The organism is Yinghuangia sp. YIM S10712, from assembly GCF_051388935.1.
Taxonomy (GTDB): Bacteria; Actinomycetota; Actinomycetes; order Streptomycetales; family Streptomycetaceae; genus Yinghuangia.
The window spans coordinates 281993-306977 of sequence record NZ_JBPKBI010000006.1 but is presented as its reverse complement, the minus strand read 5'-3'; the positions used below and the strand labels follow the sequence as shown (position 1 = coordinate 306977).

Here is a 24985-nt window from a genome sequence, read left to right as displayed (position 1 = left end):
CCCCCCCCCCCCCCCCCCCCCCCCCCCCCGCACCGGAATCCGCCCACAACGCACCCGGAAACCACCATCCCCATAGGGAGGAATCAGCGTGTCCCGAGAAACCTTGGAGTGGCTGAACGCGAACGTCCTGGTCGGGTTCACCGACAAGCGCGGCGACGCGTGGCACTACCGTGCCGGCCTGCAAGGCACCGAGCCCAATCACTACACCGGCCCGATCCCGGTCGAGGACGTCAAGCGGCGTCTGTTCGGTTGGGAGGCCGTCCCCACCCCGATCTACGTCCCCGGCAACACCGTGGGCACCTTCGACGAGGTCCCCGGTCGGCGGGCCATCCTGCGCAGTGACACCGGCCACGTCATGGGCATCTTCACCGACGCCTACGAGCCCCACGCGTACGAGGTGTGGCTGCTCGACACCATCGGCCGGCTTCTCGACGCCGACCTGTCCATCGGCTCGGCCGGGCTCCTGCGCGGCGGCGCGGTGGCGTGGGTGTCGGTCGAGGTGCCGGAGACGATCACGACGCCGGAGGGTGTGGCGTTCCGGCCCCACTTGTTCGGCGCCACCTCGTTCGACGGATCCTTGGCCACCACGTTCAAACGTGCGGTGACCAACATCGTCTGCGACAACACGATGGCGGCTGGCCTCGCCGAGCACGGGCAGCAGATCAAGATCAAGCACTCCCGGCACTCGCAGCTCCGCCTGGACGAGGCCCGCGACGCGCTGAACATCGTCTATGAGATCGCCGACGACTTCACCGCTGAGGTCAAGCGCCTGTGCGAGACCACGGTGACGAACCGGGAGTGGGCGGCGTTCCTCGACGCGCACGTCGAACTGCCGGACCAGCCCGGCCGGTCCCGCACCATCGCCGAACGCAAACGCGACACCCTCACCCGGCTGTGGAACCACGACATCCGCGTCGCCCCCTGGCGGGGCACGGCGTACGGCGTGCTCCAGGCCGTAAACACCTACACGCACCACGAGCAGACCGTCCGCGGCGCCCAGCGCGCCGAACGCAACATGCTCCGCGCCGTCACCGGCGGAGTCGACGACCTCGACCACGACACCCTCAGCACGCTCGACCGGGTGCGAGGGGAGGTCACGCTGGCCGCGTAGGTCGGAATTCGGGCGCGCGCCACGGCAGTACGTAGGCCACGGCGCGCCCCGTCGTTCCCGGTCCGGCCATCCCACACTTGATGAGAGGGACCTGTGCCTCGCGTAGGTATCTGAGGAAGACTTGCAGCGAGTTGGGAGGTGACGTATGCGGGTGGACGTGCCCGAGGTGGCGAAGACCGCGGAGCGCTCGCTTGCCGAACTGGGCACGTGCGCGGGGCGACCAGCACGCGCACCGGGCTCGCGGCGAACCACCGAAGGATTGAGCCTGCGGTGAACGATGAGATCCTTGACTTGGTCGACGATGTCGCGCAACGCGTGCAACGCGCCATCACCAGTCGTGATTGTCCGGCGGTCGTCGCGTTGGACGGTCGGCGGAAGCTGTATCTCTCCGATTACGACTATTTGCGCGACCGCGCGACTGCGCAGGCATTCGAGCGGCGTGCAGCCGCGGCGGCACACGAGATCAATGCCAGTCGATGGGTGTTCGCCGTCCCCATGATCTGGTTCGAGTCCCCGGCGGGAATTTCCGCCCGCGCGGTATCGAACGATCCGCTTCACGACGGCGAGCAAGAGAGCATCCTGTGGATCGCCTTCGACCAGGCGGACGGCATCGACTACGGACGCGTGCCCTACACCCGACGCCCCAACGGCGAACCGATCTTCGGCGACACCGAAATCGTCACACTCAACGTAAGCCTGGACGACAAAGCCCCCGGCCGTACCCTGCTACGGCACTTTCTTGAAGACGACGACCACCCGGCAACCTGAAACCGTCGGCCACTCCGCGCGCCATAGGGCCGGCTCCGGTCCCGCGCGGCGAGCGGATCGAACGCTGCGCGCGAATGACTCTCGTGCACAGCCAACAGTGATCCGGGCATACGCAGGGAGCAAGGATCGTCGACCACATGAATCGGCAGCAAACCGCGCTGCAACCGCAAGGGGGACATCTCGCCGTGCGCGAACTGGCATTCTGGTCCGAGCCGCAGGTTCCCGATGTTGCCGCTGCCGAGGCGCGGTTTCAGCGAATCCTGGGAGACGACGATCCCGTGCCGTTGGGTGGTCTCGAACAGCGGCTCCAGGATTTCGTCGGCCGCGTCAAGGAGCGCGCTCCGCAGGCCGAGATCGTCGAGATCGGCCACGCCGACGGCGAGCCGTTGTACTCGCGTTCGGGAATCGTCGTCCGATTCCCCGAGGAGATCACCAAGCAGGTCCACCCGAAGCTCGGCAGTGCCGCCGTCAAGCTCCGGCTGCACACGTACGATCGTCGCCGACAGTCCGTCGTCGGCGTCAGTGAGGACCCCGACATCTCCACCCGCTCATCCTGAAGTGCATCAGGGCTTTGGCCTGCTTCAGGGACCAGGGGCCACACCAGCGGCAACGACGACTCATCGATCAATAAGCGCGGGCTGGAGTAAAGAGCATGGGGAGCACACGGGCGCTGTGCCACCGGTGGCGCAGCGCGGTGTGGTGGGCGGCCTGCGGATTCGCGCTGCTGATGCTGGGGATCACGGTCTGGAACGACACCGCGGGTACCTCTTTCCAGCCGGATCCCCCCGCGCCCGGCCCCGCAAAGTACGCCAACTACGCCTTCTTGGTGCTTGCGGCCGTGCTGTGCGTGCGAGCCGCCGTTCGGGGCGTCGTCCTGCGCCGGGCAGGTGTCGCCGTTGTCGGGTTCTTCCGCACCCGCCGCGTCGCCTGGCAGGACATCGCCGAGGTCGAACTGGCCTTGCGCACCGGCGGATCCCACTCCGGCCGCTGGCGCATCGCCCTCCGCCTCCACGACGGCACCGCCCGCTGGATACCGTCGTTCCTCCACGGCTCCATGAACCGCGGCAGCGAGGAACTCCCCCCGCCCGGCGACCGCGCCCGCTACGGCGAGGTGTTCCACGAGGCGCCCGCCCACGCCCCCCGCGAACTCGCCCGTCTCCACCACGAACTGCGCCACGCCTGGCACACCCACCAGACCCGAGAATGATCGCCCCCACGACACAGCCCGCCTGGGACTTGTCCGAGCGGTCTGTCAGCAACGGCGATGCGGGCTACACCGACGGAGAGCCGCCGTAGGCGTGACCTGCGAGTTCCGAACCCTTTGTCACCGGCGACGCGTTCATGACAACTCGGCTGGAGACTGGCAGATTCAACCGGAACCTACACGTCCGCGCGGGGCCTTGTGACACCGAGATAGTCGTTTCCGGGGTACAGAATCGGGCCCACGCGTACCGGGACGCCTGGCCGTGGAGCCTCGATCATCTGGCCGTTGCCGACGGCGATGCCGACGTGGTGGACGTTGGTGGGTGTGCCGAAGAACACCAGGTCGCCGGGCTGGATGTCCGCGCTGTTCGGGAGGCGGGTGGTGGCGTAGTACTGGTCTTGGGCGACGCGGGGCAGCGTGATGCCCGCGGAGGCGTAGGCGGCTTTGGTGAGCCCTGAGCAGTCGTATCCGCCTTCGCTGGGGCCGTCGCCTCCCCAGAGGTAGGGCACGCCGAGTTGCCCACGGGCGAAGGCGATTGCCTTGGCTGCGGCGTCGGTCGGCGCCGTTGCAGCGTTAACGGCCGGCGGTGCGGCGTATTGGTCGGCTTGATCAAGTACTTGGTTGACATACCAGGTGGCGTGGTTGTAGCTGAAGAGCGCGCCTCGGAGGTCTTTGCCGTCGCGGGCGCCTTCGGCGCAGAGTTTGCGGGTGGCGGCGGGGATGGCATCTGCCGGGTTGTAGGGCGACGGTGCGCCGGCCGCGCCGACGGTGCCGGGTGGGTTGTAGGCGGTCCACGTGTCGGCGATGAACTGCATCGGTCCCATGGCGCCGCTGCCGTTGGCGCCGGATTTCACGCCGGGCAGGTCCGACCGCCCGTGGTCGGACTCGATTTTGCCGATGGCTGCGAGCACGGTCCAAGGGAGTCCGGGGCAGGTGGCGGCGGCTTGTTGATAGAGGGTCAGGTAGTCGGCGGGGATGTCCGCGGTGGCTTGCGCGCTGGCGGCGACCGCGGCGCTGCCAGCCGGGTTCACGACCTTTCCGAAGGCGTTGAACAGCGCTGCCGCCGCGGCAACGGCGAGGAGCAGCAGCAGGAGGAACGTCGAGAAGATTGCCGTGACGATGCGCGCGATCATTCCCGCCTCACTTCGCAGCGCCGAATTGCGCGGGTGGCGGCGGGACCGGGTCCGGCGGTGCGACGCGTGCGGTGCCCGAGCCGCGGGGCGACTTCGCCTGTGCGTCGGCCTTCTCGGGTGGCGTCGTGTGGGGTGCCGGAAGGTGAGGCCAGGCTTCGGGAAGGTCCGCCAGTCGCCGGCGGCCGAGGGAACGCCGTCCCAGCGGGAGCCACGCGGCTCGCGACGGGTCGGTGACCTCGTCCATGACTGCTTGCTCGGCGCTCGCGGTGGCGATGGGAACGAGGGCCGGGTCGGCGAGGTGCGGCACGAACTCGGCGAGCGCGCGACGGACGGTCGCCTCGCGAGAGATGGTGGGCGTCCAGATAAGCACCGGTGTGGTGATGCCGGTGGAGATCGCGAGCCGGGCGTAGCCGAGAAGTTTGCTGCCGAGCCTTTGGGCGGGGCGTTCGCTGCCGGTGTCGTGTTCGAGGAACCACTCCACTTCCGTGCCGTTTTCGTGCCATCGGCCGTAGGCGTCGGGCCTGACGGTGTCGCCGAAGTGGTCGGCGCAGCGGGTTTCGGACCACCAGGCGGTCAGGCGTGCGGTGCTGTCGGGTTGGCGGCTGCGCTGGACCATGGGTGTGAAGAAGGCGTTGGCGCCGAGGGTGTGGGCCAGGCGCAGTGAGTGGGCGATGCCGACGGTGTTGGTGCGGCTGAACCTGACGTGTTTGGGGTCGAGGTCGTCTTCGTAGGCGAGGACGGTGGCTCCGGCGATGTCGAGGACGTAGTGCATCTGTGCGGTGCCGTGGGAGCGGCGTGGCTGGAATCGGTCGAGGATGCGCCACCGGTACAGGTCGAGCAGTCGCATGTTGGCGACGCGGGGTGTGGTCCAGGCGAGTTCGGTGATCTGGCGGGTGGTGAAGACGCGGTGCTCGTTGAGCATGCGGGTCAGCCACCGGTCGCGTGGGGTGAGGCGTCGGGCGAGGTAGGCGAGGTGGTCGGCGCCGGTCGCGGCCGGCGTGGTCGGGCGCGGGACGATCGGGCCTCGCAGGGCGTTCTGCGGCGGGTTCTTGGAGATCACGACGGTGATACCTCCAGGCAGGCTTCGGGACATGACGTGGCGTCAGGCGGCACGACGCGGATCGGCGCCGGGCCGCTGCGGCTTGGCGCGGTTCGCGTGGCGCGGCTGAGCGTTCGCGCGGGCTGCGAGGCGAATCTGCTTGGCGCGTCCGGGGATCGGCGCAGGGAGCTTGTCGGTGGTGCCCGTGAAGGCGGGGGCTTCCGCGCCGTGGAGGACCGGCCGGATGGCGACCTGGAAGGCGCCGAGGTGGGACAGGTCGTGCTCGGTCAGGCGGGGCGCGGTGTGCCGGGCGAGGTGGCGGGCGTCCTCGGGTGAAGCGTTGAAGAAGATCTTGGTGCGGGCGTTGGCGCTGATGCCTTCGGCGAGGTCGCTGGGGAGTTGCCCGAGGTACTGGTGGGCGAGCGTCATCGACAGCCGGTAGCCCCGGGCTTCGGCGAGCATGTCTTCCAGCGGGTACGGCAAGTTGAGGAAGTTGTGGGCCTCGTCGATGTACAGCGACGCGTCGCGTCGTTGGGATTGCGGGGTGCGGGCGCGGCGGGTGGCGGCCTGCCAGGTCCGGGCGACGACGATCGAGCCGACCAGGCGGGAGGTTTCGGTGCCCAGCGCGTCGCGGGCGATGCGGACCAGGCAGATCCCGGCGTTGTCGAGGACCGCGTTCATGTCGACGGTCGACGCGCCGCCGGCGATCGCCGCGCGGACGAAGGGGCGCAGTAGGAAGCCGCGGACCTTGTTCATCAGCGGGGCGGTCATCTGTGCCCGCGCGGGGTCCGAGAGGGCGTCGTACCAGGTCCAGAATCCCGCCAGGACGTCGTCGTGGATCTGGTCGAGTGCCTGAGCGCGGAAGGACGGGACGGCGAGGAGCTTGGGCAGGTCGGCCAAGGTGGCGGGGCCGGACAGGAGCGGCGGGCCGGACATGGCGCGCAACGTGAGCAGTCCGGCGCGCAGGATGTCGTCGGTGCGCGGCCCCCACGACGAGGCGTAGATCCGAGAGAAGATCCCCACGAGGTTGTCGACGGCGCGGGCGGCGTCGTCGCCTTCGAGCGGGTTGAGGATCGGTGGTTTGGCGCGGCTGTCCGCGTCGAAGAGCACGACGGGTCGGCCAAGGTGTTCGGGGAGACGCATCATCACGTCGGTGACGAGGTCGCCTTTGGGGTCGACCACGACGACGCCGCGTCCGGCTTCGGCGTCGTGGAGGATCATGCGGGCCATCAGTTCGGATTTGCCGGAGCCGGTGGCGCCGATGATGTGCACGTGGTGGCGGGCGTCCGCGACGCGCAGCCCGATCGGGCGGGGGTTGCCGCTGTCGGTGGTGCCGACGGGCCGGATGTCCGCACCCGCGGTGGGGATGCCCGGCGGCGGGGGCACGGCGCGTGCGCCGGCGCGCTGAAGCCCGGGGATGGACTCGTCCCACGGCACGTGCGCAAGCACCGACAGTTCGGGGACGGACAGCAGGTCGCCGCGGCCGAGACGTCGTTCGGCGAGCGCCGCGTACGAGTGCCGCAGGCGCGTGCGGCGGTAGTAGTTGTGGTCGGTGTACGCCGCGAACGCTGCGGCGACCGCGTGAGCCCGGCCGCGTAGGCGGTTCCGAATCTTGGCCTGCAACTCGGCGTCCCGCATCGCGCGTTCGTTGATCTCGGTGGACACCGCGTAGCGCACGCGCGTCTCGTACAGGGCGCCGCGGAGCTTGGCGACGATCACGCGGTCCTGCGCGGACTCCTCCAGTGAGGTCTGCCGGTCCGCCTTCGCCGCGGGCGGGCGCCGCTTGGCCGCGGACGCGCGCGATGTGCGCGGGGTGATCACGTCCAGCAGCACACCCGCGGGGTTGGTTCGGCTGCCGGAGCGGGTCAGGCGGGCGCTGCGCCGGGCCTTCGTGACCCGCCACCCGGTGACCGGCCGCGCGAGTACCTGCACGACGGTTTGCTCGGTCCGGCCGAGGTCGCCGGGGGCACCGAGCAGGGCGCGCAGCGGGTCGTCGGGGAATTGGGTGCGGATGGGCAGGGCTTCGCTGCGGGCAAGCCGCACCTCACCGCCGAGCGTCTCGATGTGTCCGTCTGAGGACGCGGCCCATGGTGTGGGTGCGGTGGCGGGGCGGGTTTCGGTTTGGGCTCCCGGCCAGGCTGCCTGCACGGCGTGCTCGACCAGGTGCTGCGGGACGGGGCCGGGGACCCAGATCTGGATGCGGATGCCGTCGCGGGTGAAGACGTACTCCCAGACCAGGTGCGGCTGACCGAAGAGCCGGCGTTTCCACGGGGGATGCAGTAGGCCGACCAGGTTCGCCCACAGTGCGGCGCCGCCGTCGCTGGACGCGGTGGGTGGCACGAGCACGGTGATCACGTGCGCGTCCGCGATGAGGCGGGCGTGACAGCGGTTGCGCCACCACCGGTGTGCCCAGAACACGAGCAGCCCGATGGCCACCGCGAGGGGACCGATGACCGGTCCCCACGCGAGCGCCCACCGTGCGAAGGCGTCGACCGCGCCTGCGGGGTCGCGGATGAAGGACCGCAGCAGCGCCTCGGAAGCTGTGAACACCGGTGCGCTGGCGGGCAGTTGGATCACGGAGGCATCCCTTCGGGTGTGCCGGGAATCGACAGAAGTCCGTCACCCTTACGCGGCGCGGGTTTGGTCACCGTTGTCGGCCGGGCGGCTTGGGCGAAGCGGGGTGACGTTGCTCGGCCGCGGCGCCGTTCGGCCGCGTCGAGTCCTGCGCTCCGCGTCGACTTCGGCCTGCCACGACCGGAACGTGCGTCCGCGGAGCCGCTTGAGGTAGTGCGGGATGCGGTTGGCGGGGATCCCGACGAGGCGGGGGCCGAGGACGGCAAGCAGGTCGCTGGCGCCCTGCGAGTGCCAGCCGGCGGCGTCGATCGACTCGGTGTCGGGGAAGACGTCGGCGACGCGGTCGTGGGCGGGGTCGAGTTCGGCGTCCTGGGTTCCGCCGAAGCTGTACACCCACAAGAAGTTCTCCGGCGCATGCGGCTCGACCAGCGCGCGAAACCGCCGGACTTCCTTGGTGTACGCGTAGAAGTTCACTGAGGGCCGCGCCCGGATCACATCAAGCCACGCACCCAAGTACCGGTCCGAGAAGAAGTCCCCGCTGTCGTGGATGCGCACCCACGCGCCGCGGAACCGCGTCGCGCCGAGTTCGGCAGTCATGGCCTGTTGCCAGTCGGGCAGGTCGTCGAGGACGAACCGCAGGTTCGCCTGATGGCTTGCCCGGACCGCCGGCCACGTGTAGGTGCCGTGGCGGGCGTAGCACACGTGGCGGCAGACGCCCGCGGACGGGCACGTGTTGTAGGTGCGGCCGTCGGGTGCGGGGAAGCGTCCCGCCCACGCGGGAAGCGTCCAGTTCCACACCCCGATGGCGCGCAGCTCCCGGTTCTGCCGCAGCAGCCGCGTCGGCTGCGACGGCGGGGTGGGGTCAGGCCGAACCATGGTTACCCCCTTTTGTCTGGGTCGGCGCTTGCGGTCGACGTCGGATCACGCCGCGCCGAGATCGATGTGCTCACCGGGGTCGTCACCCAGGTCGTCGTGGAGCGGTCGGAGATCGTCGAAGTCGACGTATGCGCTGCTGCCGACCTCGTACGGAGGCGCCGCGTAGGCGGAGAGTTCGGCGGGGTCGCTGGTGACGAGGGCGTGTTCGGCGGGTGAGGCGACGGCGCGGAAGGCGACGCGTTGGGTGCCGGTGGACAGCAGGCCCTCGCCGCGGTCGGCGGACAGCAGGAACTGCCTTTCTCCGTCGGAGAGGTCGAAGACGTGGGTGACCTCGTCTATCGCCTGCGTGGCCTGCCTGAGCAGGATCTGTGTCGCGGCGTTGGCGATGACCGCTCGGCCGAGGTTGGTGGCGAGGACGTCGGCGGTGTCCTGCGTCGCGACGGTGAGGCCGGCCCAGTGCTTGCGGGATGCCTTGGCCATGCGGAACAGGAAGTCGGCGCCTGCGGTCTGCTGCATGAGCAGCCACGCTTCGTCGACCACGACGAGCCTCGGGCGGCGGGCCCTCGGGTTGGAGACCTGCCGCCAGATGGTGTCCAGCACCAGCAGCGTGCCGAGGGGTTTGAGTTCTTCGGCGAGGTCGCGCAGTGAGAACACCACGAGGTGGCTGTCGGGGTGGGTGGTCGTGGGCCCGTTGAACAGGTCGGCGAAGGCGCCGCGGATGAACGGGTGCAGCCGCGCGGACAAGCTCTCGGCCACGGGGTTCTTGGTGCTGCCCAACGTCGTTGCCAGGTCGGTGAGTTGCGGCGCGGGACGCTTCCAGCTACGCGGATCGTTCGTGATCCCGGCGTGCTGGTAGGTCGAGGTGATGGCTTCGTCGAGCGTGGCGCGCTCGGCCGGGGCCGGTGGCTCGCCCAGCAGTACCGCGAGGAACGTGTGGAGGAAGAGGGAGCGCCGGACGAGGGCGTCGCGGGTGGCGATGCGGCGGCCGTCGGGCGCGGTCTGGATGGGCAGGTCGAAGGGGTTGAGGCGGACGCCGTCGGCGCCGAGGCGCACGTGGGCCCCGCCCACCGCCGCGGCGAGGCGTGCGTATTCGTCTTCCGGGTCGATGACGTGGGCGTGGACGCCGCGGTACAGCGAGCGGAGGAGTTCGAGTTTGACCAGGTAGGACTTGCCGGCTCCGGATCGTCCGAGGACGACGCTGTTGTGGTTGTCGAGCGCGAACCGGTCCCAGTGCACGAGGCCCTGGGAGCCGAGGTTGTACCCGTAGAGAACACCGCTCGGGGCCGCCGACGATGAAGGGTCCGGTGGGGCCAAGTCCGGGCTCGTGAACGGGAACGCCGACGCCAGGGCGCTGGTGTCGAAGGTGCGGCGCATCCGGACGAGGTCCAGGCCCATGGGCAGGCAGGTGATCCACCCTTGGAGGCTGCGGTAGGTGGTTGGTTTGCAGTCCATGAGCAGGCTCGCCGCGAGAGCGCGGACCGCACCGACCTCGTTCGCGAGGGCTTCTTCGGTGGCGGCGCGGACGGTCAGGTAGAGGCCGAAGCGGTAGAGCTTGCCTTCGCCGCGCGCGACGCGGGAGGACAGGTCGTAGGCGTCCTCGGTGGCGGCTTCGACCTGGGGGTCGAGGAGTTGGCCGCGCTCGTAGGTGTGGCGGCGCCCGGATTCGAGTTTGGCCAACTGCTTTTTGAGCCGGTGCGCTGCGGTCGCGGGGTCGATCGGTTCGATGTGGAGGGACACGTCCACGCGGCCGGGGTAGGTCAGTAGCGGCTGCAACCATCCGGGGTGGACCTCGCGGGGGTATCCGGTGACCGCGAAGGAGGCCACCCACTCGCCGCCGACCTCGACGTGCCGCGGGCCGACGACCAGGGAATCGGGTGCGAACGCCCCGGCCGTGCCGAACGGTTCATGTCGTGTTTCGGTTCGCCGTGGCTTCACGAGTACGGCTCCTGTTCCCACGCGTCGGGGTCCGGGTAGTAGCTGAATGCGTCGGTTTGCGGTGGAGGCCAGTCGCCGGCGTCGCGCTCGGCCCAGGACTCCTCGCTGGTGTCGCCTCGTTCGGGTTGGGGGCGCGTGATGATGTCCCCCGCGCCGGCGATGTCCGCAGACGGCGGCAGGACACTGTCGGGGTTGCACGCCGACGCCAGGACGGCCGTCGCCTGCCCTGCGTCGAGCGCGGTGACCGCGATCCCGACGGGGTGCAGCAGTTCCCGCGCCTCGGCGACCCGGCGCCGCAAACGCGCTTCGGCGGCGCGTTCGACGGCGTCGCCGCGCCGCGCCCCGCTGGTCCGCCGGGGCCACCGGCGGCGCAGCGCCGCGAATACGGACGCTCCGCCGGGTCCGTCTGCCGGGCCAGTCGGATGCAGCGGTTCGCGCAGGATGAGGAGAACCTGCCGCCGCAGCAGGTCGTTGTCGTTGCCGAGTTGGGCCAGGAAATCGGCGTGCTCGCGCGCGGCGTCCGCCAGCGCGGGGTGCGGCAGTTCCTGGGCCTGCTCGCGGAGTTCGGCGATCTGCGCGGACACGTCGACGCGTTCGGCCCGCACGAGCACTTGGACCGGGGCGGTCAGGGAGTGCAGGTACCGGCCGAATGACGCGACGAGGGATTCCTGCTCGGTGACGGTGCGCAGCGCGAAGTTCACCGTGCCGCATACCGCGACCACGGCAAGGCCGTCCGCGCCGAGGTCGACGACGCCGGTGTCGCGGACGTCTTCGGCCGGAAGGTGCAGTTCAGCCGGGGGCGGTGCATCAGCGGAGCCGTCGCCGGGCGCCGCAACAGCGCGGCGGCTGAGCCAGGACGGGGCCGGGGCCACACCTTCAGGTGCCGTGACGCGGCGCCGCGGATTCACACGCTGGCGCAAAGCCGCCACGATCAGCCGGTCCAGGGGCAGTCCGTCACGCTGCCCCAAGGCCAGGCCGGCGCCGACTACCGCGACCGGGAACGCTATCGCCGCCCAGACGAGCGTGGGGATCAGCGGGCGGCCGAACGACCAACTCCCGTACAGGAAGAGGGCGGTGATGGTGAGGATGAGCAACTGGCGGGCGGTCAGCCCCAGCAGGACACGGTCCTCGCGGTCGATGTCGGCCGGGATTCGTACGGGCATGTATCCGTCGGCGGCGTCGCCGCTCCAGGACTGGGACATCTTTCACCTCCGTTCGGGGGGCTCACTCGTTGTCGAGCGATGGGCGGATCCGCATCGACGGCCCGCCGGCGGCGGGCGAGAGCCACGTCCGCGGGACCGGGCCGCGCAGCGGGTAGTTCGGCGGCGGCGACAACGGCACACCGGCCGCGGTGTAGCGCAGGCGCCGCAGGATCTGACGCTGCGCCGGCGGCAGCGAACGCCACTGCGGTGGGGGCGGCGGAGGCGGCGAACTGCTGCCGCTTTGAGGCGTGTTCGCTGTAGGCGGGATGGGGCGCTGCGCCCGCGGGGACCGGTCCGGGCCCGTTCGCGGTTGCCCGGTGGTGCTGCGCTGGCCCGGCCTTGTTGCCGATGTCGGAGGCGGTGGGGTCCCCGCGCCCTGTCCCCGCGGCGCGAAGAGCGGCCCCGGCCGCGGATTCGCCGTCCATGGTGCCGGGTTGCCCGGACCGGGTCCGCCGGTCCGTGGCGTGGGCGTCGTGCGTGGCCTGGGGGTTCCTTGCCTGGTGGGCTGGGCGCTCTTCCTGCCTTGTGTGTTGCCGGTCGGCGTGCGGACGTGTCCGGTGCCGGTGCTCGCGGTGCCGCCGCTGCCGACCCGGGAGGGCGGCCCGGCACCCTGCGGGCCGGCGGCAGGACCGGAGCCGGTCCGCCGCGGTCCGTTGCCGGTAGGGGGCGGGAGCGGTGGCGCCGGGGGCACGGGTGGTGGCGGTTGCGGCGGTGTGGCCGGCCCGTTGGGCGTACGACGGCGGGCCGGACCTGAACCGCCGGTGCGCAGCGTGCGCCGGCTGGGGCGGTCCCACGGGCGCTGATCGCCGTGCCCCCACTCGCCGGGCCCAGGCCGCCGGTGTTGGCCTGCGCCGCCCCACAGGTGCTGCCAACGCTGCTGCGGCACCGGGCCGTTCGCGCCCTGTCCCGGTTGTGGCCCCGGCCGGCCCCCGCCGCCCGGCCCGCGGCGCGGACCTCCGCCACCGGGGCTACCGCCACCACCGGGCCTGCGGCGCGGACCTCCACCGCCGCCGGGATTGCGGCCACCACCGCCCGGCCCTCGGCGGGGATTTCCGCCTCGCCGGGGTTGCGGGGCTCCGCCTCCGCGGGGTCCGCCCCAGGCAAACCTGCGCAAAGCGCCCAGGCCGCCGCCGCGGGGCCGGAAGCCGGGCCCGAGGCGGCGGCCGAGGAGGAACGGCAGCATAAAGCCGCCGAGCCGCGGGCCCTGGATAGGTATTCCCTGGAGGATGATGCGCCCGGCCCACCCGGGGATCTTCAGCAGGATCCAGAACAAGGCCAAGCCCGTGAGCATCGCCCCGAGACCGTCCATGGTGGGGAAACCGAACACCGTGTTCCCCTGGGCGTAGAACGCGCGCAGCGCGGTGATCAACGTGATCGACTGCGCGACCTGGATCGCCAGCGCACCGATGAACGCCCTCCACCACAACCTGGCCAGCGGATCGGTGAGCGGAGTTGCGTGGCACGCCAGCGCCAGCGGAGCGCTCGCGGCCAGGAGCATCACCAACGCGACGCGGACCACGAAGCCGAGCAGCACCCCGACAAGCAGGACGAGCCCGACCAGGCCCATGACCACCAGGTAGAGCGGCCCGCCAGCGACTCTGATCATGGACGCCATCAGCGCCTGCGCCAGACCCGCGGCATCCACGCCGGGGCCGACGATCTCCTGGCTCAACGCGTTCGCCAACGCGATCAGGTGCGACATCACCTCCAGCGAAGTGGCGGCGGCGATCAGACCGATGGCGATCCGCGGGGCGATGTCCTTGGCGGCGTACCGGGTCTGGACCGTCTGATGAGACATCACCAGCACACCGCCACCCACGATCAGCAGGCCGTAGACGCTCACCGCGAGGATGAGGTTGCGCTGCCACAGGTCGTGGATCGGCCCGTTGGCCGCGACATCCGGCGTGGCGAGGAGGGTTTTGCCGAGGATGTCGAACAGCGGCTGCGTCATCTGCCGCAGCAGCATGCCCAGGATCATGCCGAGCGCGTTCCACAGCAGCTTCGGCAGATCCAGAGGGTTGGGGATGTCCGGGCCGCCCGGCACCCCGGGGATCCAGCCGAACGCGTCCTGGGTCCAACTCCAGTCCCAGTCGGCCGGGTTCCACCACGACGCCGGACCATACGGCGACACCCCGGGCGGGAGCTGCGGCGTACCGCCCGGCGGCACAGTCGCAGGCGCGGACGGGGATGCCCCCGGATCCGGCGGCGCCTCGCCGGACGGGGAGGGTGGGGGCGGGCCGGGGGTCGGTTCCTGCGGCGCGGCCACCACGGTGTGCCCGGACGTGACCGACGTGGCGACAGCCGACGGCGCCGCTGCGACCGTACCCGCCACCACGGCCGCGACCAGCAGCACCAAGATCACGCGCCACGATCGCGACCGCGCGCGGCGCTTCCCTGGCCCGCCTCGCATCACGCGTCCAGGTCCGCTTGCGGTGGCGGCGCGGGGGTTTGCGCCGGGTCGGTACCGACAATGCTCTGAAGGATCTCCAGCAGCACAGGCGCAAGGATCGCCAAGGCGTAGCCGATCGCCGCGGCGCGCAGTGCGCCCTTGGCCTTCTCGACCTCCCCGGGGTCGCCGCCGGCCATCACGTAGCGCAGGCCGCCGATCGTCAGGAACAGCGTGGCGAGGCCCGCGAGGATCCCGACGATCCAGTTCCTCGTGTTGTTGATCACGGTGGGAATGTCGTTCGCGGCGACCGCCGGAGCAGCACTCGCGAACACCAGCAGCACCGTCAAGACTGCGACGCGGGCCACGGCTCCCCGGCGGGAACAAGCCCCGCGGCGGCGCTTTTCCCAACGGCGACGGCTGGTGGTCCTCTCGGCGGTGCGGCGCCGTAGGCGGTCGAGGGGGCGGATACGTGTCACGCGCATCGGCGAGCCTCCGGAACGGGTGTGGGCCGTGCGGAGGTTGTGGATCCTCCGCGAAGAGAAAGGCCCGGTTCGAGGGCTCCGTTCGACACACGACCTGCCGTCGCCGCGAGACCCGACGCCCGCCCGGGAGTCACAGACCGTGACCGGGCCCCGTGCGCCAGGCTGATGCGCGTTGCGGACTGCGCGGCGGGGGCGAGGTCCGCCTGGACGCGGGAGGCGACCGGGTCGTCCGCGTCCGCGTCGCGGACCTCGTCGCGCAGGAACGCGACCAGCCGGCGTTCGGCGCGGCTCCGCGCTTTGTACGCGGCGGCGGTGGTGGTGCGCCGGGTCGCTGCCCAGTCCGCGATCGGGACCTGATCCAGACGCGTGGTCCCGATCAGGTCCGCCTCGGTCCGGGTCACGACTCCCCAGCGGACCGCGCGAGCCAGCACCAGATCCGGGTGCCCCCACGGCGGGGGCGGCGGCAACGACCGGAACCCCGGCGCGATCGGCGTCGGCGCGTCCAACGCCTCGTACAACGCGGCGTGCCCGGCGCGGAACGCGCCCCACCGCAGCCGCACCATGATCCCCGGACGGTCCAGATCCACCGACGCGAGGCCGCGCAGGAACCCGGTCAGCACTTCGGCGTGGACGTCCCACGGCTCACCGGGGTAGCGGTCAGCCATCCACCGGCCCAGCGGTATCAACGCCGGCAGCGCCATCCCGACGCACGCCACCGTCCACGCCGCACCCTCCGTCCGAGACCGCGTGACCAGGTGCGCCCACGCCGCGTCGCGGGTCTCCAGCGGGCAGCGGCGCAGCAGCAGCCTGTCCCGAAGCTCGTCCAGGGGAATCTTCCGGCTCGGCAGGTGGGGGAAGGCCCGTCCGTCCACCGCGAGCGGCGCAGGCCCGGTGACCAGCAGCGCAAAGGCGATACGGGCCATGTCCAGCGGGGATTGGGGTTCGCCCGGCGGATACGCCATGGGGCGGGGGGTTTGTGTGGTCATCGGGAGGCAGCTCCTCGGCTTCGGGGAAACGACCCACCCAGGAATGCAGGGCTGCCACAAGAAAAAGACAAGAAAACAACAAAGAACTCTCAAGGCGCCCTGGGAAAATCCGAGAATGGTCGCCAGGTTCCGTGGAAGCGACGCCAGCACGCACGGCGGACCCCACGTGCCACGGAACTTGTCCAGGCTGGAGAATCAGCCTATGACCTGCACTTTTAGTCGTTCCTTGAGTGCTTCTTAGTAGCCGAACCGGGGCACAGAAGCATCAGGAACCACCTGTTCCGCAGCCGCGTCGACTCGCCAAAAATTCCAACAATGAGGCAGCGCGGGACCGGCGGTGGGCCGACCGTCATGCCTGATCACCGCTCCCGAGATTTTTCCCCACGGGCAGCGTGACGTGATTCCGGTAGCAGCTTGAGATCTTTTTAGTAGGTGAAGCGGCGTCCGCAGGTTGAATTCTGCGCGCGGCCCCCGGAATTCATTCGCATCCGGCGCGGTGCAAGCGCGTGAACAGCGAAACGCTGCTCGCCGTACGGCGACCGCGGCCGGCGTGTCGGGCCAACCCTGCGGACTCGTGTGTCCAACTTGAGCCCACAGCCCGCCTTCTGTTGTGTCCGACCTTCTCGTGCCGAGACCTCGGAGCAACGCATGACACCACCACAACACCGGCGTTCCCGCCCTGACGACTTCCGCCCCGACGACCCGGGCCCGCGCCGCCCCCGACACGCCCGGTCCCCGCGCACCCGCCGCACGGCCACCGTGTGGTGGACACCCGAGCCCGACCACCCGACCCCCGTCACCCCGGGCCCAGGATGGCTCCACCAGACGCTTGCGAACATCGCGACGACGTACACGCGTTCCGACGATCGCGTTCTCGTGATCTCTCCGCACCCCGCGCCGCCCGGAGCCGACGAACTGCACCAGGAGGCCGGAACCGTACCCGGACTCCACCGGGCAGTCCGCATGTGGATCCTGGACCCGGACAACGCGGCCGGCGCCGCCGCCGACGCGCCGTCAGTTCCGGTGCCGGAGTCCGTTCCCGGACTTCGGCCGGTCCGTCGACCGACCGGGCCGAGTCCGGGTCCGGACTCGGTGGTCGGTCCGGACCCGGCCCGGTTTCCGACCGGTCCGGACCGGTTCGACGTGGTGATCGCGGCCGTGGACCCGCACCGGACCGCGTGGTTCGTATCCGTGTCCTGGGCCCACCTGCTCGCGCAGCCCGGCCTTCTCGTCCTCATCACCCACAGTGACCGCACCGGGCTGCCGCCGGATCCCCTCGGACGGCTGATCGCCGAGCTGCGCAGCACCGGGCTCGCCTACCACGAACGCCTGATCGCGGTGTCCGGCCCGGTATCGACCAGCGCCACGAAACGCGACCGAGGGGGCGACGAATCCACGTTGAACGTCCGCGCTGAACTCCTGCTGTTCGCCACGGCGACGTGGCGACGTGGCGACGTACCGGCCGCGAGGTGGCGTGATGTCACCTGATCTGGAGGTGTGGGCGACCGGCCGACGGGACCGGCACCGCTGGTTCACCGAACGCGGCTGCGTTGCCGGGGCCGCCGACGACACGGCGGGGATCCCGCCGGCGGTCGCCGCGCGCGTAATCGCCCGGTACACCCGGCCCGGTGACACCGTGCTGGACCCGGACTGCGGCGCCGGGGCCGTCCTGGTCGAGGCGCTGCATGCCGGACGTCACGCAGTGGGCGCGACCGCAAAGCCCCGGTGGTGGAGGATTGCCCGCGCCAACGTGACCGGCGCCAAACGCGCCGCGGCCGACGGAGACGGCATGGTCCTCGACGCCGGGCCCCGCAACATCGCCGACGCCGCGACGGAGGGTCTGGCCGGGCGCGCCGCGCTGGTCCTGACCGCCGTACGCCCCGACCTGTCGCCGCGACCGGGGGCAGGTGATGAACCGGGCCCGGCGGGAACGGGCACGCCGGATCCGTCCCGGGGCGGGGCGGCCGAGGAGCGGATCCGTGACGATCTCACCCGGCTGCTGACGTGGTGCCAACCCCTGGTGCAGCCCGGCGGTTACGTGGTGGTCGCCGCGCAACCCCTGCGGCACCGCTTCGAGTTGCTGGACCTCCCCGGCTGCGTTCTGAGTGCGGGCCGCGCCGCCGGGTTCCGCCCGGACCGGCGCATCGTCGCGCTCACCGCAGAACCGCACGGCCGTCGCCGCGCCGTCGACAACTCCCTGGAGCAGCGCCGATTCGCAAGCGGGCGGGAACGCGCTACCGGATATCCGGTGGCCCTTGCCTCCCACAGCGACGTGTTCGTCTTCCGTCATGCGGACACCGCCGGCACGGAAGGCCGGGTGCTGTTCCCGTTCTGGCCACCGATCGCTGGTCGCGGTGTCTCGTGGTCCGCGGCGGACGCGAGGGAGCTGGCGGCAGCATGAGTGCTTTGACGATCGTTCCGATGCATTTCCGTGACGCGTGCGCGTTCATCGCCGCGCACCACCGGCACCACCGGCCGCCCCAGGGCATGAAGTTCGCGGTCGGCGTTGCCACAGCCGAGGCGGTGGTTGGTGTGGCGGTGGTCGGCCGTCCGGTGGCCCGGCTGCTGGACGACGGCCTCACCCTGGAGGTCACACGCACGTGTACGGACGGCACCCGCAACGCCAACTCGAAGCTGTACGGCGCCGCGTGGCGCGCGGCACGTGCGCTGGGCTACCAACGGCTGATCAGCTACACCGAAGCCGGCGAGTCCGGGGCCAGCCTGCGCGCGGCGGGCTTCGTCCCCGTCGCCGAACTCGCGCCGCACCACGGGTGGACCCGCCCCGGACGCCCCCGCCGACCGCAGGACCGGGCCGTGGCCCGAACCCGCTGGGAGATCACCCGACACCCCAACCGGCCCGCCGATGCCGAACCACGCCCGGAACCGGTCCTCGCCGGACCCGAGTTGCGGGCCGCGTGACGGCAATGGCCAGCCCCGACGGGCTTGTTCAGCCCGGCACGCACCCACAGCCCCAATCCGCTTGAGTTCAGCCCCCACGTCGCTAAACTCGCAGCTCGACCGGCGGTTCCAGGGCTGTGACCAGCTCTTTTCCCGGCTCCGCGCGTCATGCGACGCGATGGCCGGACCCGCTGACCGAGCGGCAGGCGGCGCCCCGCACGTCAGGTACGCCTCGCCCGGAGGATTCCCATGACCCCGTCTGTTCCCGCACCGGACCCCGACCCGGCAATCCCCCCAAACCCTGCCGCCCGCAACGCAAGCGACATCACGCCGCCCGGCGAGCGCCAGGTCACCGTCATCCCTCCCGACCAGCCACCCGTCATCACACCCCCGGTCGCCGCCGCGCTGCTGCGGCTCCTCCTCGACGCGCAACAGCGGGCCGACGACGAAGACGCACCCGACTCCACCGAAAGGAACGCGGCATGACGAAGCGATTCGCGTTCGCCGGCAGGGTCTCCACCGAAGACCAACAAGACCCCGTCGCATCACGCAACTGGCAACTCAACCGCGCCCAAGCCCTCATCGAACCCGTCGGCGGCATCGTCGTCGCCGAGTACTTCGACATCGCCCACACCCGCGCCCTCCCGTGGAAACGCCGCCCGCGCTCCGCAGCGCTGCTGGAAGCGCTCAAGGACCCGAACCGCGGATTCGACGCCGTCGTGATCGGCGAACCGCAACGCGCCTTCTACGGCAACCAGTTCGGCCTGACCTACCCGGTGTTCGTGCACTACGGCGTGGAGATGTGGGTCCCCGAGGTCGGCGGCCCGATCGACCCCGAGTCCGAAGCGCACGACCTGGTGATGTCCGTCTTCGGCGGCATGAGCAAAGCCGAACGCCAGCGCATCAAGGTCCGCGTCCGCGCCGCCATGACCGCGCAGGCCAAGATCGAGGGCCGCTACCTCGGCGGGCGCCCGCCCTACGGCTACCGACTCGCCGACGCCGGGCCGCACCCCAACCCCGCCAAGGCCGCCGACGGCCGCCGCCTGCACCGCCTCGAACCCGACCCGGTCACCGCCCCCGTCGTCGCCCGGATCTTCGCCGACTACCTCTCCGGCACCGGGATCCACGCCCTCGCCGAGCGCCTGACCCGCGACGGCGTCCCCTCACCGTCCGCCCACGACCGCGCGCGCAACCCGCACCGCAGCGGCGTCGCCTGGGCCAAAGGCGCGGTCCGGGCCATCCTCATCAACCCCCGCTACACCGGCCACGAAGTCTGGAACAAGCAACGCAAACACGAACGCCTCCTCGACGTCGACGACGTCGCCCTCGGCCACGAGACCAAACTCGCCTGGAACCCCCAAGAAGCGTGGGTGTACTCCGACACCCCCGCCCACCCTGCACTCGTCAGCCAAGACCTCTTCCGGCAGGTCCAACAGCGGCTCCACGCCCGCAACGCGGCCTCCACCGGCCGCGCGGTGCGCACCCGGCACCCCTACGCGCTCAAAGGACGGATGTTCCACTCCTCGTGCGGACGGCGCATGCAGGGCAACTGGAACAACGGCACCGCCCACTACCGCTGCCGCTTCCCCAGCGAATACGCCCTGGCCAACACGCTCGACCACCCCCGCACCGTCTACGTCCGCGAGGACGCCGTCCTCCCGCCGCTGGACGCCTGGCTCGCGACCGCGTTCGCGCCCGACCGGATCCGGCACGTCCTGACCGCGCTCGAAGACGCCCAACCCGACCGGGACCTCCGCGTCGAAGGCGCCCGCCAGACTCTCGCCGACTGCGACCGCAAACTCGCCCGCCACCGCGCCGCCCTCGAAGCCGGCGCCGACCCCCACCTCGTCACCACCTGGAGCCGCGACGTCCAGAAGGAACGCGCAGCAGCCGAATACGAACTGGCCCGGATCACCGGGGAGCACCGGAACCACGGGCGCATGAGCCGCGACGAGATCCGCGCCCTGATCGACGCCCTCGGCGGCATGCTCACCGTGATCCGCCACGCCGACCCCACCGGCAAAGCCGAGATCTACAAGACCCTCGGACTGCATCTCACCTACGAGCACGAAACGCGAAAGGTGCTGGCCGAGACCCGGCCAGCACCAACTATGTGCGTAGTGAAAGTGTCCGAGGGGGGACTTGAACCCCCATGCCCTTGCGGGCACTAGCACCTCAAGCTAGCGCGTCTGCCTATTCCGCCACCCGGACGTGACTGCGGCGGTGGGCCGCGTTGTCTGGGTTAACGATAGCAAGATTTGGGGGGTGCCTGCGACGCGGTATTGGGGTGGGTGGGGCGGTCAGGTGTAGCGGAAGCCGGGGAGGCGGGTGAGGGGGGTGCCGAAGACTTGGGTCCAGTATGTGGTGTAGGTGCCGCCGTGGGCGAGGCCGATGCCGATTTGGGTGAGTTCGGGGGTGAGGATGTTGGCGCGGTGGCCGGGGCTGTTCATCCAGCCTTCGACGACTTCGGCGGGGGTGGTCTGACCTGCGGCGATGTTCTCGGCGACGCGGCTGTAGTCGTAGCCGGCGGCGCGGACGCGGTCGGCGGGTTGGCGGCCGTCGGGGCTGGAGTGGTCGAAATAGTCGCGGGCTGCCATGTCGGCGCTGTGGGCTTGGGCGGCCTGGGTGAGGCGCGGTTCGGCGGTGAGGGGGCCGAGGCCGTGTCTGGCGCGTTCGGCGTTGGTGAGGGCGATGACCTCGGTACGGAGGCGGGTGAGGTCGGAGGTATGGGAAGGGGTTGGGGAGGTTTGTGGCGGGATTGAGGGGCGGGTGGGCGGTGGGGCGAGGGAGGTGTTCGAAGGGCGGGTGTTGAAGGGGTTGGAGCCGTCGGGGGTGAGGTGGGGGGCGGGGGCGACCGCGGGGGCGGGTTCGTCGATGACGTCGACGCCGAAGTCGCGTGCGATGCCGGCGAGGCCCTCGGCGTAGCCCTGGCCGAGGGCGCGGATCTTCCAGATGTTGTTGCGGGCGTACAGCTCGGCGAGGAGGAGGACGCGCTCGTGGTTGACCGGCGGCGGGGTGAAGCGGGCATGGACGGTGCCGCGCGGGTCGGTGACGGTGAGTGTCGGGGTGGGCAGGGTGCCGAGGCGGACGGCGGGGTCGGCGGGGCTGACGACCAGGGTCACGCGGGTCGCGCCGGGGCGCAGGGCGCGCGGGGTGACCGAGGCGGTGTCGCCGGTGAGGCGTACGCCGGGCGCTGTCGTCTGGTTGAAGAACACGAAGTCGGCGTCGCCGCGCACGCGCCCGCTGTCGTCGGTGACGAGGAGGGACAGGTCGTACGGGCCCGGTACGCGCAGCGTCACGCCGCCGTCGGGCAGCGCGCGGTTCGCGCCGGGGGCCAGGTTGGTCATCGTCCCTCGCTTGTGGATCGGGCTGCGGTGACGGTACGCGCGGCGGCGGCATGCTGTCACGGTCGTCGGAGGGACAACGTGTGGGGGCGGGGAGAGGTTCACGGAGCGGGCGTGGGTGACGGGCCGGTTCCCCGCGAGTGGGGGAACCGGCCCGATCCGATGATGTGGGGGACGAACGAAGTCGTCCTGGTCCCGGCAGGTTTCGTCAGGCTGTGGGCTCGGGGGTGACGTCTGCGGGCGCCGACGGCCTTGTCGGTTCCGGGAGTTCGCCGCTGGGCCACTCGTCCATGATCTGTGCGAGCGCCGGGTGCACGGCCCACATCTGATCCCGTGTCACGGGGCCTGGTGACGCGGCGTGCTGACGGGCCCTCACGTACGAGTACAGGCGCCGCAGGAGTGGTGTTCCGCCCGTCTCCCATAGTTCGTCGGCCGCGAGGGTCAGGTGGAAGAAGTACCAGGCGTAGTTGAACAGGCTGCGTTCCAGGGCGTGTTGCATGTCACCGAGGTCGCGGTGGCGCAGTGACTCGGCGGGCAGGTCGTAGACCGCCGTGGTCAACGCCTGCATCGCCGGCAGCATGTCGGGTTCCATCTCGTTGAGATAGCCGACCATGGCGAGGTTGGCGTGCAGTTCGACCAGCCACAGGTCGGGATACGAGTTCCAGTCCTGCTGGTGGTAGAGGTGCGTGAGCTCGTGGACGTGGATGGTTTCGTAGTACGGGAGCAACGAAGCCGGTTCGCCGTACTCCTCGCGGAGGTTCGCCCGCGTGGTGTCGCTGAGGTACGGCGTGAACGAGTCCAACTGCTCGCGGTAGAACGGTGCTTCGCCGACCCCGATGGTGATGTCGCCGGCGTGGGCGTGCGGCATGCCGTACAGCGGCATGGAGGTGACACCCGGCCAGTCCCGTTCGTCGACGACGTTGAGGCGCACGGTGGGGGTGAACCGGAGCGCGTCGGTCATCCAGGTCAGCGCGCGTTCGGTTCGGGCGGCGAGCTCATCGGCGCGCGATTCGGCGCCCGCGCTCGCCCGCACCGGGAAGGGGTACCCGGCAACCGGGATCAGTCGACGAACTTCGGTGCGCGCCATGCCGGACCTCCCGGGCGTGCGAGGGGATGCGAAGGCTACGAGGAGTGCGAGATCCGCCGGACCTGGGACGGATCTCAGGAGCTGGAGATGTGGGTGAATCAAATACAGACTAACTCGCACCCGATTCGCACCCTATAAGTATCTTTAGGTGACCATTCGGTCACGTTTGGACGGTCTCGCTGCGCGCCGGCTTCGGCAGCAACTGGACCAGCAGCGCCGTGCCCGCGCAGGAGGCCACGAGTGGGATCAGCGCCCACGTGAACGCGTGGGCGTAGTCGTCGGGCACCGCCCCGGCCCCAAGTCGCTCGTAGAAGACGATCCCGATCAGCGCGACGCCGAGCGCGTTGCCGACCTGCTGCGCGGTGCTCAGCACGCCTGCTGCGGCAGCCGCGTACCGGGCCGTCACACCGGCCAGCACGATCGCGGACATCGGAGCCAGCGCGACGCCCATGCCGAGGCCGGAGACGGTCAGGCCGGGCACGAGCCAACCGACCGTGCCCGTGGCGCCGATCGCCGCGACGGTCTCCGCGAGGATCGCGAAGCCCAGCGCGGTCAGCGCTGCACCGAGCGTGAGGACCTGGCGCCCCAGCCGCACGGCGATTTTGGCGGCTTGCGTCGCACCGACGAAGTAACCGATACCGAGGGTCACGAACAGCAACCCTGAGTCGAGTGCGCTCATCCCGTGACCCATTTGCAGGTACAGCGCGAGCACCAGGAAGAACGACGCCATCGCCAACTGGTAGCCGAGCATCACGCCGAGCCCGGCGGAGAACGACCGCTCGCGGAACATCGCCAGGTCGACAAGCGGGGCACCGTCGCGCTGCCCCAGGCGGCGCTGGTGCCACGCGAATCCGGCCAGCAGCAGCGGGCCGGCGCCGAGCGACAGCCACGTCCACAGCGGCCATCCCTGCTCACGGCCCTGCACCAAGGGCAGGACGACCGCCACCAGCGCCGCCGTGACGAGCACCACGCCGGCGAAATCAAGGCGGGTGCCGCCGCTGCCGCGCGATTCGGGGACGAGGCGCGGCGTCAGCAGCAGCGCGACGATGCCGACCGGGACGTTGATCCAGTAGATGCTTCGCCAATCCATGCCGAAGAGGTTTATTTCGATCAGTCCGCCGCCGATGAGCTGGCCGAACACCCCGGCGAGACCGATGGTCAGGCTGTACGCCACGAACGCCCGCGCCCGCGTCGCCCCGGTGTAGACGATGTTCACGATGCCGAGGACCTGCGGCATCAGCAGGGCCGCCGAGGCGCCTTGCACCACGCGCGCGGTGATCAGCGTCTCCGGGGTCCCGGCCAGCCCGCACGCGGCGGACGAGACGGTGAACAGCGCCATGCCGATCATGAACATCCGGCGGCGCCCCGCGATGTCCCCGAGCCGACCGGCGGTGATCAGCAACGCGGCGAGGGCGAGGCCGTATCCGGCGACCACCCACTGGATCGCGGCATCACTCGCCTTGAGGTCCGCCTGGGTCGCCGGGATCGCGACGTTGACGATGAAGAAGTCGAGCGTGGTGATGAATACGCCCGCGAGCAGTACCAACAAGGTTCCCCACGAGGGGCGTTCGGACGACGCGTCGGTACGCGCCGGCGCACCCGCGGCAACTGGCATGTCGTCGCGGGGCGTTGTGGTGGTGGACACCGTGGGTCTTCCCTTCTGGGCATGGAGTGGGTCGGGGGTGAGTGGGGTGGAGCGCGGGGCCGATCGCCGGGCCGTCAAAGGGCCGTCGTGCGAGACGGTCTGACGGGGGCAGTCGGCGGGCTGCGGGCTTGCCGACAGTTGCGCGGGGTGCGCGATGCGGCAGGAGACGAGACCGGCAACAACCGGGCGCGTCAGGGGACGCCGGCCGCCGCAAGTGCCGTCCGGCTCGCGGTTCGCGGGCTTGCGGAAGGAAGTTGGTGGCCACTGCGGACGCACCGCCCCGCAAAAGCCACGCGTGGATGGCATCGCAGG

The 24985-nt window shown here is 70.8% G+C and carries 21 protein-coding genes and 1 tRNA gene; 9 read left to right on the top strand and 13 right to left on the bottom strand.

From position 1 onward, the window contains the following. The first annotated feature begins 88 nt into the window (after positions 1-88). The 4 genes from ACRX5W_RS16405 to ACRX5W_RS16390 all read left to right on the top strand — a co-directional run bounded on the left by ACRX5W_RS16405 (position 89) and on the right by ACRX5W_RS16390 (position 3086). Positions 89-1111: a DUF932 domain-containing protein gene (locus tag ACRX5W_RS16405; RefSeq protein WP_436788875.1), complete on the top strand. Its 1023-nt coding sequence runs from the start codon at positions 89-91 to the stop codon at positions 1109-1111. 270 nt (positions 1112-1381) lie between these two features. Then, complete coding sequence (locus ACRX5W_RS16400; RefSeq protein WP_436788874.1) at positions 1382-1879, top strand: hypothetical protein; 498 nt, start codon at positions 1382-1384, stop codon at positions 1877-1879. Between the two features lie 137 nt (positions 1880-2016). Continuing rightward, positions 2017-2436, top strand: coding sequence for a hypothetical protein (locus ACRX5W_RS16395; RefSeq protein WP_436788873.1), 420 nt, complete (start codon positions 2017-2019; stop codon positions 2434-2436). A 95-nt stretch (positions 2437-2531) separates the two neighbouring features. Further along, complete coding sequence (locus ACRX5W_RS16390; protein ID WP_436788872.1) at positions 2532-3086, top strand: PH domain-containing protein; 555 nt, start codon at positions 2532-2534, stop codon at positions 3084-3086. Between the two features lie 173 nt (positions 3087-3259). Here the strand turns inward: ACRX5W_RS16390 and ACRX5W_RS16385 are convergent, their stop codons facing one another. The 9 genes from ACRX5W_RS16385 to ACRX5W_RS16345 form a co-directional block, all read right to left on the bottom strand. After that, the gene (locus ACRX5W_RS16385; protein ID WP_436788871.1) at positions 3260-4216 is read right to left on the bottom strand and encodes an NlpC/P60 family protein; all 957 of its coding nucleotides are present in this window, start codon (positions 4214-4216) and stop codon (positions 3260-3262) included. A 7-nt stretch (positions 4217-4223) separates the two neighbouring features. Then, positions 4224-5276, bottom strand: coding sequence for a replication-relaxation family protein (locus ACRX5W_RS16380; RefSeq protein ID WP_436788870.1), 1053 nt, complete (start codon positions 5274-5276; stop codon positions 4224-4226). A gap of 42 nt (positions 5277-5318) precedes the next feature. Continuing rightward, on the bottom strand, positions 5319-7832 hold the full coding sequence (locus ACRX5W_RS16375) for a type IV secretory system conjugative DNA transfer family protein (RefSeq protein ID WP_436788869.1): 2514 nt from the start codon (positions 7830-7832) through the stop codon (positions 5319-5321). A 48-nt stretch (positions 7833-7880) separates the two neighbouring features. After that, the gene (locus tag ACRX5W_RS16370) at positions 7881-8705 is read right to left on the bottom strand and encodes a GP88 family protein (RefSeq protein WP_436788868.1); all 825 of its coding nucleotides are present in this window, start codon (positions 8703-8705) and stop codon (positions 7881-7883) included. A gap of 45 nt (positions 8706-8750) precedes the next feature. Beyond that, positions 8751-10640: a VirB4 family type IV secretion system protein gene (locus ACRX5W_RS16365; protein WP_436788867.1), complete on the bottom strand. Its 1890-nt coding sequence runs from the start codon at positions 10638-10640 to the stop codon at positions 8751-8753. Then, positions 10637-11842: a PrgI family protein gene (locus tag ACRX5W_RS16360; protein ID WP_436788866.1), complete on the bottom strand. Its 1206-nt coding sequence runs from the start codon at positions 11840-11842 to the stop codon at positions 10637-10639. Before ACRX5W_RS16360 ends, ACRX5W_RS16365 begins: the two co-directional genes overlap by 4 nt. Before the next feature lie 22 nt (positions 11843-11864). Next, complete coding sequence (locus ACRX5W_RS16355) at positions 11865-14204, bottom strand: hypothetical protein (RefSeq protein ID WP_436788865.1); 2340 nt, start codon at positions 14202-14204, stop codon at positions 11865-11867. Between the two features lie 47 nt (positions 14205-14251). Then, on the bottom strand, positions 14252-14596 hold the full coding sequence (locus ACRX5W_RS16350; RefSeq protein WP_436788864.1) for a pilin: 345 nt from the start codon (positions 14594-14596) through the stop codon (positions 14252-14254). A gap of 107 nt (positions 14597-14703) precedes the next feature. Continuing rightward, positions 14704-15699: a hypothetical protein gene (locus tag ACRX5W_RS16345; protein ID WP_436788863.1), complete on the bottom strand. Its 996-nt coding sequence runs from the start codon at positions 15697-15699 to the stop codon at positions 14704-14706. Positions 15700-16347: 648 nt separating this feature from the next. Here ACRX5W_RS16345 and ACRX5W_RS16340 point away from each other — a divergent pair. The 5 genes from ACRX5W_RS16340 (at position 16348) to ACRX5W_RS16320 (ending at position 20768) form a co-directional block, all read left to right on the top strand. Then, positions 16348-17187 (top strand): hypothetical protein, encoded by an 840-nt coding sequence (locus ACRX5W_RS16340; protein ID WP_436788862.1) that lies wholly within the window; start codon positions 16348-16350, stop codon positions 17185-17187. After that, entirely contained in the window at positions 17177-18100 is a 924-nt protein-coding gene (locus tag ACRX5W_RS16335) for a DNA methyltransferase (protein WP_436788861.1), read from the top strand. Before ACRX5W_RS16340 ends, ACRX5W_RS16335 begins: the two co-directional genes overlap by 11 nt. Beyond that, positions 18097-18618: an XF1762 family protein gene (locus tag ACRX5W_RS16330; RefSeq protein WP_436788860.1), complete on the top strand. Its 522-nt coding sequence runs from the start codon at positions 18097-18099 to the stop codon at positions 18616-18618. Before ACRX5W_RS16335 ends, ACRX5W_RS16330 begins: the two co-directional genes overlap by 4 nt. Before the next feature lie 228 nt (positions 18619-18846). Continuing rightward, the gene (locus ACRX5W_RS16325) at positions 18847-19083 is read left to right on the top strand and encodes a hypothetical protein (RefSeq protein ID WP_436788859.1); all 237 of its coding nucleotides are present in this window, start codon (positions 18847-18849) and stop codon (positions 19081-19083) included. Beyond that, positions 19080-20768, top strand: a complete 1689-nt coding sequence (locus tag ACRX5W_RS16320; protein WP_436788922.1) for a recombinase family protein — start codon at positions 19080-19082, stop codon at positions 20766-20768. Before ACRX5W_RS16325 ends, ACRX5W_RS16320 begins: the two co-directional genes overlap by 4 nt. Here the strand turns inward: ACRX5W_RS16320 and ACRX5W_RS16315 are convergent. From ACRX5W_RS16315 to ACRX5W_RS16300, 4 genes are all read right to left on the bottom strand, one after another. Then, positions 20725-20808, bottom strand: a tRNA-Leu gene (locus ACRX5W_RS16315). The two genes, ACRX5W_RS16320 and ACRX5W_RS16315, sit on opposite strands and share 44 nt — an antisense overlap. 89 nt (positions 20809-20897) lie before the next feature. Continuing rightward, on the bottom strand, positions 20898-21944 hold the full coding sequence (locus tag ACRX5W_RS16310; protein WP_436788858.1) for a CAP domain-containing protein: 1047 nt from the start codon (positions 21942-21944) through the stop codon (positions 20898-20900). 205 nt (positions 21945-22149) lie between these two features. Then, on the bottom strand, positions 22150-23028 hold the full coding sequence (locus tag ACRX5W_RS16305) for a hypothetical protein (RefSeq protein ID WP_436788857.1): 879 nt from the start codon (positions 23026-23028) through the stop codon (positions 22150-22152). A gap of 160 nt (positions 23029-23188) precedes the next feature. After that, positions 23189-24673 carry an MFS transporter gene (locus tag ACRX5W_RS16300; RefSeq protein ID WP_436788856.1) on the bottom strand — a complete coding sequence of 495 codons (1485 nt, stop codon included), beginning with the start codon at positions 24671-24673 and terminating at the stop codon, positions 23189-23191. Positions 24674-24985: the final 312 nt, after the last annotated feature.